Below are 9,432 nucleotides of genomic sequence, written 5' to 3'. Positions count from 1 at the left end.
CGTGCCCCGGCTTGCGGGACAGGGCGTCGGCCCACATCACCGCGGCGTTGGCCGCTGAGGCACTCTGCGGCTTCGCCGGCAGCCACGCCGTCGTCGGAGAATCGCACGGCAGAGCGATGTAGCTGCGCTGCGTCAAACCGAAAGCAGTGGGCCAACAAGCGACCTCGTACCGAATCAATGAATGAAGAGGCCGCTGATTGAGGCGGCCTTGCATCCAGACTTTCTCTTTGCAGCTTGTACAACGATAGATCGGCACCTGCCTATCGTTCTTCGTCAAGGATGGTGGTCGCGAAGTGCGCGGGTGTTCTGCACTTCGGACATCGCGGCTCTTGCTGCGCGGGCCGGAAGGAAGATGGCTCAGTTTGCCGTCTCTCGGACGCAAATCACCTCGCGTGATGTGCAAGGTTCCTGAGTACCAAGTGGGCATTTGTTCGTCGCCGATCATCCCAAAATTCTATTAGGCCAGCGTGTTTTCAAGCCAGGCCACGGAGGCCGGAAACAGGCCAGCGCCCGGCGGCTGCAAACTTCCGGTTTACCTCTGAGCGGACATGTCGCGGCACGGCTTTAACGGCAGCGAAGGGCCGATGGCAGACGTCGCAACCCATTCGATCATCTCGGCGACGGGCGATCATCCGACATTTACCTGACCTCGGACGGCAAGAGATAATTCGAGTGGCCCATGCACGATGATGCTCTCTCGAGCGGCTCGATTAGTGACTTCGCCGAGCCAGTGGAATTACTGTTTCGCCCCGGTACCTGAGCCGGTGGTCATTCCTGTGCCGGTAGTTGTTCCTGCGCCGGTAGTTGTACCTGTGCGTCGCTCCTCACGTCGATCTGCACGCCCTGTGCGCCGCTCCTCGCGTCGCTCATGCCGTCCTGCACGCCGCTCCTCACGTCGCTCATGCCGTCCTGAACGCCGCTCCTGACGCCGTTCCATGCCGACGGTCTGAGCCTCAGCATCGGATACTGTCAGTAACGTAGAGGCCCCTGCGAGGCCGAACGCAGCCGCCAGTCCCATCAGAGAAAGAGCCTTTCGGCGAGAGATCATTTCCGAGTTGATGATTGCACTCATGTGAACCTCCCTGACTAGGTGCTGTCGATGCGACCAAAACCCGAGTGCCTACATTGATCCACATCAACAGACGGGGTCCGGATGGAAGAATAGCCTGACAAGTTGATCAGCGTGAAGAACGGAGATCAATCATGTCGCGTCGGATTATTTTCTCGCTTGCTGCATCCGCTATAATCGGCATCGGGTGCATGGCGACTATCTCAACTGACGCCTTCGCGTATCGCGCCGGCGTTGGTCGCGCGGGCGTCTATCGCGGTGGCGTCCACCGCGGAGCCGTTTATCGAGGAGGTGTCTATCGTGGAGCAGCCGTACGCCGTGGAGTCGCAGTAGGTGTCGGCGCTGCTGCCGTCGGAGCTTATGGAGCCTACGGAGCTTATGGCGCGCGACGCTGCGGATACTACCCCTATGGACCTTGCTACTAAAACTGGCGCGGTACCCAGTCTCCTTATGGGGACCGGGCTGCTGCCTCGCCGGTGTTGCGCGCCGTTCGCGCTCTGCAGGCTGTAAGGGCGACAGCCACGGAAATTCGTGCCCAGCGAAAAGCGGCCTCGGGCGATGCCGGCGCCGAGGTTTTGCTGGAGATCAGTGGTTATTGGTCCCATGAGGCGCGCCGGTGTGCTCGCGAGCCGTCACCGCGCCGACAGATGCGGAAGAGAGAGCCCGGGATCCTGGACGCAGGAGGCAATCGTGACCGAGCCCGATCGCAATGGAATTACCGCACGGTTGTGGAAGCTCCCTGGGCAGTTGCTGCTGGCGCTGATAAATGCAACGGCGATCCTGGTGATCGTCGCCGCGATTCTTGCGCTCGTCGCGATTGCCCGCGTCGACCATCTTGCCGAAAACGTCGTCGCAACGATGACCGAGGCAGTGCTGTCGAAAGTCGATCTGCCGGCGAAAGACGTGTTGGCGAATCTCCAAAAACTGACGGCGGAAGTCCGCGCGCTTCGCGATGCTGTCGGGGGGGGGCAAGACAGTAGAAAATCCAGCACGTCAAATAGAGATCGCGCCACTGAAGGAGAAGCTGACTGTTCTGAATATCAGCGTCGAGCGGCTCAGAAGCACGAGATCGATCCTCACCGACGAAGCGATTGCGCAATTGGGGCGGACGGCTACCGACGCACTGATGAAGCTGAGAGACTGCTCCTCCAGCGTTGGCCAATTGGAGCCTCACCGCACCCCGACAAGTAAGACGGTCGAAGCCTGGGGGGCCGTCGGCCCTCGGGGAGCCGGCCCCTGAAAATTGCCGCAAGGCCACTATGGGGTCAAAGGGGCAGTCGAGAGCTACGGCGCCGATTTCCGGTCTGTCCCTTGCAGCGGACATATGCTGCTTTCCGAAATCTTCGCCTTCGGGCCGATTGGCGACATTGTGATGAGTGATGCCGTCCCATGCTGTGGCACATTTCCGTTTCTTAAGTTTTCGCGGGTGAGCAATTTTGAACATACGCTCGCATTGCCCCGCGGCATAATATTTCGATCACCGCTCCTATTGTCGGCAATCATTGGTGACTGAGAGTGTTGTGCTCCCGCCTGACTTCGGAGGAGCATCATGTCCGAAATTAAGCCCAGCCAAGTTCAGCCTGTCGAGTTGTGGTGCCGCTTCGCAATGGCGGCAGGTGTGCTCTCACGCGATGGGTTCCGCGTGTTTGATTTCCCCGGGTGCAAGGGATGTCCGAAAGCGCAGCACACTGTTCGGACTTTAGGAAGTTCAGAAGACCCCATAAATGCGGAGGCATTGCTCAGATGGATTGCGAGCGCTTACCGCGTCAAGTTTGATCTCCCTTGATTGGACTTACCGACTTCTCCCTACCTTAGTTGATTTCCATGGACCGGGCGGAGGAACGAATGCTCGTAAGGACGCAAGAAATTGCGCCTCAAAGGTCGGGCTCAAGCGGGTTGAATGCGCTCGCCGGTCACGCGGTCTCTTGCAGCGAATTCAAATATCAGCGCGGTACCGAAATCTTTGGAGAGGCGGAGCCGGTCGATTACCTCTACCAAGTCAAGAGCGGAGCGGTTCGAAGCTATAAATTGCTCGCTGACGGTCGGCGGCAGATCATGGCCTTTCATCTGCTAGGTGACATCTTCGGCGTTGAGAACGGTCCAGTTCACCGATTTACCGCCGAAGCTATTGTCGAAACGACTGTTGACCTGACCGACCGGCAGAATGTTGTCGACGAAGAGGGGGGCCGCGCGGCCGCAACCAACAATGTACTGAGGCTTGTCACGAGCAACCTTCAGCATGCCGAAACTCACTTGCTGTTACTCGGGCGTAAAACAGCAATTGAGAAGGTCGCGGCTTTCCTTATCGAAATGGACGTCCGTTTGAGTGCGGCGGGAGTATTGAGTCTCCCAATGAACCGTCGCGATGTCGCCGACTATCTTGGGCTGACGCTGGAGACCGTGTCACGCGCTCTATCACAGCTTAGGGATCGTGATGTCCTCACCTTCATCGGGCGATCCCATCGACAAATCATGCTGCGAGATCGAGCAAAACTGGCTGAGTTCGATCATTAAACGGGATTTGGCGCGACTGGTCCGCTAGGGTCAATCGCGTCGGTTTGGTGATGCGCCAACCACTTCCGGTGTGCCACTGGTTCCTTGACTTAGGTCAAGGGTGACCTCGCAGTGCATCACCATCATGCGGTGCGGGGCAACTCACCTAGGAGATTGCCGATGTTGAAAATAGTAGTTGCCGGAACAACCGCTCTCTTCCTTACTGCATCCCCGATTGCCAATGCGCAAACCTCGCAAACCTCTTCTGCGACTCCGGAACGGTTAAATGCTGCCGACCGGAATACGCTGACGGACATGAGGATTGATCTGGTAAAGGCCGCGTTGCAGCTGACACCTGACCAGGAAAAATACTGGCCGGCTGTAGAGAGCGCCATTCGTGCCCGGGCGGAGGATCGGAAAGCCCGCCTTGCAAAAATCGGAGAAACAGTGGGTAGACGGGCCGACGAAAACCGTGTCGAAGCCCTGCGCAATCGTGACCCCATCACCTTCTTGCAACGACGCTCGGAAGCATTGGCTCAACGATCAGCCGATTTGGATAAACTCGCCGAGGCGTGGCAGCCACTCTACAAAACGCTTAATCCCGAACAGAGGCAGCGCATGGCAGCCATCGCGATTCTGGTACTCCACGATATGAGTGATGCCGTAGACCGGCGCCGTGCGCTGTCAGAGGACGAGGACTGAGGCAAAGTAGTTCGATTCGTACCTCCGCATAATGGTCGGAGCACACGCGGCTATTGGCGGCAATTCCTGCCAACCTGGCGCAGCGGATCATGGGTGCGAGCCGGCACCCGATCTTCCCTGCGCCCTCTTCACAAGAGAGGGCGAACGAGGAGAGCAAAACTCGGGCGTTTCCTGCCGCGAGAATGCAGCTTCATGTGTGAATACAGGAATGACTGAGGCGTCGCGCCTCGGCGATGTCGCCCGAGTATCACTTGCGGGCGGCGATCGCCGTCAGCTCCAGCTTGACGCCCGGGCCGAGATCCGCAACGCCGACAGCCGCACGCGCCGGCAGATGGTTCGCGGTGAAATAGCGCTTCCACACCGCGTTGAACGCCGCCTTGTCGGCGAGTTCGGCCATGAAGATCGTCACCTGCAGGACGCAGGAGAGATCGGAGCCGGCCCCTTCGAGCAGGGTCTTCAACTGACGCAGCACATCGTCGGCCTGGCCCGTCATGTCGAGCCCCGTATCTTCAGGGACGACACCGCCGAGATAAAGCACGTCGTTATGCTCGACGATCTCGTGGAGCAGTCCTTCATAGGGCAGGGAACGTTTGATCACGATGGCATCCGTGCAAGTTGCGGGCTCGCTGGTCAGGCGCAAGGCTTGTCTCAATAAGAAGACCTGCTTCAATAAGCTCGCTTCAATCGGGGGAGAATGGTGCTGCCAGACAGGATTGAACTGTCGACCTCTCCATTACCAATGGAGTGCTCTACCACTGAGCTACGGCAGCATGTGCTGGGACGTCGCTAACGGGCGTCATTGCCACGAAAGACAGCGTTTCCCTGACAGAGCCGTAACGGTTCACCGAAACCGCGTCGCTCGTCTGCACCATGTATCAGCCCTGAGAGCAGTGCGAAAGAGGAATGCTGGCTGTCGCGCTCGACAACGGCTCGTCGTGATCGGGCAGGCAGGCAGGCACTGGTGCGCGGAACGGGTTTAGCGCTGGTGCAGGCTGGTGAGGCGAGGTCGCGCTGTGGAGTCTTCTCTGGCCCATGTAGACCATGTGCAGCCGTGGCCACCTTTTCCTTCATGTCAGACCAGGTAGCGCCCTTCCTGCCGCCCGACAGCAGCATCTTCTCCATCGCCTTCCACAGGCGCCTCCCGATGTAGCGCCGGTCAGAACGGCGGATGCGGCAGTATTCCTTCGTGGGGACTTCCTCCTCAACGCGGCGGGTCAGTTCCTCAGGCCTGTTGGGGCCGTATCGGATTACGCCTGTCTTCTCGCGCCGACTGCTGTAGCGCATGACCGTTCGGCTGTAGACTTCCCGGCGCATGAACCGCTGACCCAACAGCGCGATCATGTAGTCGTTTCGGACAGGCTGAGGAATGGTCGGGGTGATAAGGGCGTCGATGGCGAGTGCGAAGGCCAGCAGGTTGACCACGCCTCGCCGGGTCAGCACTCCTCTATCCCGCGTCCGCAAGGCGAGCAGAGCGTCATAGCGCTCCTTTGGGTATCTGCGTCGCTTCATCGCCAGCGGTGCTGGCAGCAACGCCAGAGGGCGCGAGAACGTCTTGCCGATCTGTGATGACCAGTCGTCGAAGACTCCACTGCCGATCTTGTCCTCGAAATGCTCCCTGACCACGGCCTCAGCAGCGGCAAGCTGCTCCTTGGTCGGCTTGCCGAAGACGGGCTTCATGTCCTCAAGGAACTGGCGTTCGCACAGGCCACATAGGTTAGACCACCGGGTGGCCTTGTTCTGGCAACCGACCGCCTGACACGGCAGGCCCGCAGCAACAACGATGGCGTTCCGCTCCGCCGTAGGGAGGCGGCTATCGGTAGTAATTTGGCGCATCTAGAGAAGGTATTAAGGTGTGTGATTGACCTTCTCTGACCCACAGGCAGACGGAAGGGTTACGAACAACAGCCTACGCCCCGTTCATGGCTACAATAGTTATAAGTTATTGAAATACCTACCCATTGGTGAATAGGTCTCGTTAGTGGAAGGGTGGGAACTTGCTCGCTTGGCTGTCTCGATCTCCAACAGACATCCTGCGCCTGCTAACCCGGCAGCAGTGAGATCAGGGGGCGGCCCGCCAGCTAATGGCAGCAGGCCAATGCTGACGCTGGTGATCAACAGCACAGAGCCGATGCTTGCCTTCCGGCAAAGTCTGCATAGGCTGCGCACATATTCGTTGGGGACTTTAATGGGCGCTTTTCGTTGGATTACGTTGTTGCTTTCGATCTGGCTGATTTGCGGATCGGCCCATGCCGAGCGCCGGGTCGCGTTGGTGATGGGCAACTCGGCCTACAAGAGCGTTCCGAAGCTCTCCAACCCCGCGAACGATGCCGCCCTGGTCGGGGGCATGTTTAAGAAAGCCGGGTTCGACTGGATCGATATCAGGACCGACCTCAACGCTTCCGAGATGCGCAAAGCCCTGCGTGACTTCGGCGGACGGGCGCGAGACGCTGAGGTTGCTGTCATCTACTACGCGGGTCACGGCATTGAGCTTGACGGCACCAACTACCTCATTCCGACTGATGCGGCTCTTGAGACCGATAGTGACGTTCTCGATGAGACCGTGGCCCTTGATCGGGCGCTGTTCGCAGTCGAGCCTGCGAAGCAGCTTCGTCTCGTCATTCTCGATGCCTGCCGGGATAACCCATTCGCCAAGACGATGAAGCGAACGGTTGCCGCCCGCGCCATTGGACGTGGCCTCGCCAAGGTCGAGCCGACCAGCCCGAACACCATGATCGCGTTCGCAGCGAAGGCTGGCTCCACCGCATCCGATGGCGACAGCAAGAACAGCCCGTTCGCCGCAGCGCTTGTCGAGCGGCTACCGACACCGGGCCTTGATCTGCGCAAGGCGTTCGGCTTCGTCCGTGACGATGTGTTGAAGAACACAAGCTACAAGCAAGAACCCTACGTCTACGGCTCCCTTGGCGGTGATGACGTGGCGCTGGTTGCCGCGAAGCCGACAACAACCGGGCCTCAAGCAAGCCCTGATGATGCCATTCGTCGCAACTATGAGCTTGCCCTGCAACTTGGCACCCGCGATGGCTGGAATGTTTTTCTTGCTCAATACCCGGACGGCTTCTATGCCGGGCTGGCAAAGGGCCAACTGAACAAGATCACGGCAGAGGAAACCCGCGCAGCGGCGGTCGAAAAGGCTCGGCAGGCCGAAGAAGACAAGGCGCGGCTCGCCGCCGACCGCGCCAAAAAGACCGAACAGGACAAGGCCGCTGCCGCCGCCAAGGCTGCTGAGGATGCACGGCTCGCCGCCGAGAAGGCCAAACAGGTCGAGGAGGCGAAAGCCGCCGCAGCCGAGCAACGCCGCAAGGAGATAGAGGCCGCTGTTGCCAAGGCTCTGGCCGATAAGCAGGCAGCAGAGAAGAAGACTAGCTCCGAAGCTGATCAAAAGCTTGCGGCCCTGCCATCCACTGCATCTTCGTCCGAACCCGCGCCGTCGCCGCAAGAACTCGCCAAGGCGGTGCAGTCGGAGCTTCGCCGAGTCGGCTGTCTTGCTGATGGGGAAAGCAGCGAGTGGGGTGCCAAGTCACAGCGCTCTCTAACACTGTTCAACAAGTACGCGGGAACGAAGCTCAACCCGGCGCTGGCAAGCTCAGATGCTTTGGACGCAATTAAAGCCCGGTCAGGTCGAGTCTGCCCGCTGGTCTGCGATCATGGTTTCAGGGCCAATGGGGATGCCTGCGTGAAGATCGCGTGTCGCGCTGGCTATCGCGTCAACGATGATAACGAATGCGAGAAGGTGCAAGACAAGAAGCCGGTCGCGACCCGAGAGGATACCAACAAGCGAGACGCGGAGCGGAAGCAGGTCGAAACCGCACCCGCGAAGCCGTCTGCATCCGGTCAAATGATTTGTAACAATGCGGGCTGTCGGCCAGTGAAGCCCGGCTGTCGGCTTATTGATAACCGAGCCTGGGGGTCAGGGGTACAAGCGGAAGCGTGTAATTGAGACTCGCGAGCATTCTGTTGCAGAGCGGGCAATGTAGCTCGCCTCGCTAAGCGGCTGTTGAGCAACGTCGGGACGTGTGTCCCGCATGGCGGTAGCGATCAGTATTGGAGCGCCAAGAGTTCGTAACTGATGAGGCGCGGAAGCCGCTCTACTTCATCAGTCTTGATCCTTTGCGAATTTCTGCGGCTCACTATCAGGGAGCGACGCAAGAAGCCTCTATGGCTTTGTGATCTCGGTGAAAATAATGGTGCTGCCAGACAGGATTGAACTGTCGACCTCTCCATTACCAATGGAGTGCTCTACCACTGAGCTACGGCAGCATGTGCTGGTGAAGAATCGGGCGCCCGAGGGGCCTACCAAGCGGGCCGATATCTGCCACAAGCCCCCCTCCTGTGCAAGCTTGCTCGGCCCGTCAAAACGAGAAAATCGGGCCGATATCGGGGCCAAAGTGCCCATTTGGGCTCGAAACCACCGGCTTTGCGTCGATTCGGGTTCCGATATTCCCACCCAACTGGCCAGTTGCCTGAAAGCCCGCGCTGGATCCATTTCGCGTTTCGCACGATCGGATCACGCGGGCCTCTTGAGCTGCCGTATTCCTTGGGCATGGTATTGCCGGTGACACTGAGTGGACCCGCAATGGCCGACGAAACCGACAAGAGCACGAGACAGGCGAGGTCGTCCCGGGACGACCGGCTGAAATCGGCACTGCGCGAAAACCTGAAGCGGCGGAAGCTGCAGGCGCGCGAACGCGCCGCAAGCTCCGAGCCCTCGCAGAACGAGGATGGTTCCCCAAGTAAGGGGACCGCCGGGAAAGCCGGCACTTGAGAATTTGGAATGAGTGGAATGACCATGGCGCAGGACGAACAGCAACGAAATGATGATGACGCGCTGATGTCGCGCTTCACGCGTCCCGAGCAGACCTTTCCCGCGCTGACCCCGGCCGAAATCGAGCGTGTCAGGCATTTCGGTGAGGTCCGTAACTACGCCGATGGCGAGTTCCTGTTCGAGACCGGCAAGCCGGGGCCCGGCATGTTCGTGGTGCTGAAAGGCCATGTCGCCATCACCCAGCGCGACGGGCTTGGTCACGTCACGCCGGTGATCGAGCAGGGGCCGGGGCAATTTCTGGCCGAACTCGGCCAGCTCTCGGGCCAGCCGGCGCTGGTCGACGGCCGCGCCGAGGGCGATGTCGAAACGCTGCTGTTGCCGCCGGACC

The 9,432-nt window shown here is 59.6% G+C and carries 9 protein-coding genes and 2 tRNA genes; 6 read left to right on the top strand and 5 right to left on the bottom strand.

Going from position 1 to position 9,432, the window contains the following annotated elements; genetic code table 11:
- Window positions 1–768: 768 nt before the first annotated feature.
- Window positions 769–960 (bottom strand): hypothetical protein, encoded by a 192-nt coding sequence (locus MOV75_RS16275; RefSeq protein ID WP_246917874.1) that lies wholly within the window; start codon window positions 958–960, stop codon window positions 769–771.
- 799 nt (window positions 961–1,759) lie between these two features.
- Between MOV75_RS16275 and MOV75_RS16270 the strand changes: the two genes are divergently transcribed.
- The 3 genes from MOV75_RS16270 (at window position 1,760) to MOV75_RS16260 (ending at window position 4,264) form a co-directional block, all read left to right on the top strand.
- On the top strand, window positions 1,760–2,260 hold the full coding sequence (locus MOV75_RS16270) for a hypothetical protein (RefSeq protein WP_247006181.1): 501 nt from the start codon (window positions 1,760–1,762) through the stop codon (window positions 2,258–2,260).
- Between the two features lie 654 nt (window positions 2,261–2,914).
- Entirely contained in the window at window positions 2,915–3,583 is a 669-nt protein-coding gene (locus MOV75_RS16265) for a helix-turn-helix domain-containing protein (protein ID WP_246917879.1), read from the top strand.
- Between the two features lie 159 nt (window positions 3,584–3,742).
- Window positions 3,743–4,264, top strand: a complete 522-nt coding sequence (locus MOV75_RS16260) for a Spy/CpxP family protein refolding chaperone (RefSeq protein ID WP_246917882.1) — start codon at window positions 3,743–3,745, stop codon at window positions 4,262–4,264.
- 247 nt (window positions 4,265–4,511) lie between these two features.
- Here MOV75_RS16260 and MOV75_RS16255 read toward each other — a convergent pair whose 3' ends face one another.
- The 3 genes from MOV75_RS16255 to MOV75_RS16245 form a co-directional block, all read right to left on the bottom strand.
- A complete protein-coding gene (locus MOV75_RS16255; RefSeq protein WP_246917885.1) occupies window positions 4,512–4,862 on the bottom strand; it encodes a RidA family protein in 351 nt (116 codons plus the stop codon).
- A gap of 97 nt (window positions 4,863–4,959) precedes the next feature.
- Window positions 4,960–5,034, bottom strand: a tRNA-Thr gene (locus MOV75_RS16250).
- A gap of 16 nt (window positions 5,035–5,050) precedes the next feature.
- Window positions 5,051–5,941: a hypothetical protein gene (locus MOV75_RS16245; RefSeq protein ID WP_247006178.1), complete on the bottom strand. Its 891-nt coding sequence runs from the start codon at window positions 5,939–5,941 to the stop codon at window positions 5,051–5,053.
- Between the two features lie 508 nt (window positions 5,942–6,449).
- Here MOV75_RS16245 and MOV75_RS16240 point away from each other — a divergent pair.
- Window positions 6,450–8,219, top strand: coding sequence for a caspase family protein (locus tag MOV75_RS16240; protein WP_247006185.1), 1,770 nt, complete (start codon window positions 6,450–6,452; stop codon window positions 8,217–8,219).
- A gap of 245 nt (window positions 8,220–8,464) precedes the next feature.
- Here MOV75_RS16240 and MOV75_RS16235 read toward each other — a convergent pair.
- Window positions 8,465–8,539 (bottom strand) — tRNA-Thr (locus MOV75_RS16235).
- Between the two features lie 316 nt (window positions 8,540–8,855).
- On the opposite strand from MOV75_RS16235, the gene MOV75_RS16230 reads away from it, so the two are divergent.
- Entirely contained in the window at window positions 8,856–9,044 is a 189-nt protein-coding gene (locus MOV75_RS16230) for a hypothetical protein (RefSeq protein WP_246917942.1), read from the top strand.
- A 24-nt stretch (window positions 9,045–9,068) separates the two neighbouring features.
- Window positions 9,069–9,432: Crp/Fnr family transcriptional regulator (locus MOV75_RS16225; RefSeq protein WP_247006183.1), on the top strand; the 364-nt coding region annotated here is incomplete at its 3' end.

The sequence above is a fragment of the Bradyrhizobium sp. PRIMUS42 genome (assembly GCF_023006515.1).
In the GTDB taxonomy this organism is placed as follows: Bacteria; Pseudomonadota; Alphaproteobacteria; order Rhizobiales; family Xanthobacteraceae; genus Bradyrhizobium.
Note: the sequence above shows the minus strand (reverse complement) of the source record. Positions and strands in the feature narration are given on the sequence as shown.

Excerpts from the sequence above, each read along its gene's own strand:
- MOV75_RS16245 (WP_247006178.1), bottom strand. The coding sequence starts at position 5,941 with ATGAAGCCCGTCTTCGGCAAGCCGACCAAGGAGCAGCTTGCCGCTGCT.
- MOV75_RS16230 (WP_246917942.1), top strand. The coding sequence starts at position 8,856 with ATGGCCGACGAAACCGACAAGAGCACGAGACAGGCGAGGTCGTCCCGG.
- MOV75_RS16260 (WP_246917882.1), top strand. The coding sequence starts at position 3,743 with ATGTTGAAAATAGTAGTTGCCGGAACAACCGCTCTCTTCCTTACTGCA.
- MOV75_RS16265 (WP_246917879.1), top strand. The coding sequence starts at position 2,915 with ATGCTCGTAAGGACGCAAGAAATTGCGCCTCAAAGGTCGGGCTCAAGC.
- MOV75_RS16240 (WP_247006185.1), top strand. The coding sequence starts at position 6,450 with ATGGGCGCTTTTCGTTGGATTACGTTGTTGCTTTCGATCTGGCTGATT.
- MOV75_RS16275 (WP_246917874.1), bottom strand. The coding sequence starts at position 960 with ATGCTGAGGCTCAGACCGTCGGCATGGAACGGCGTCAGGAGCGGCGTT.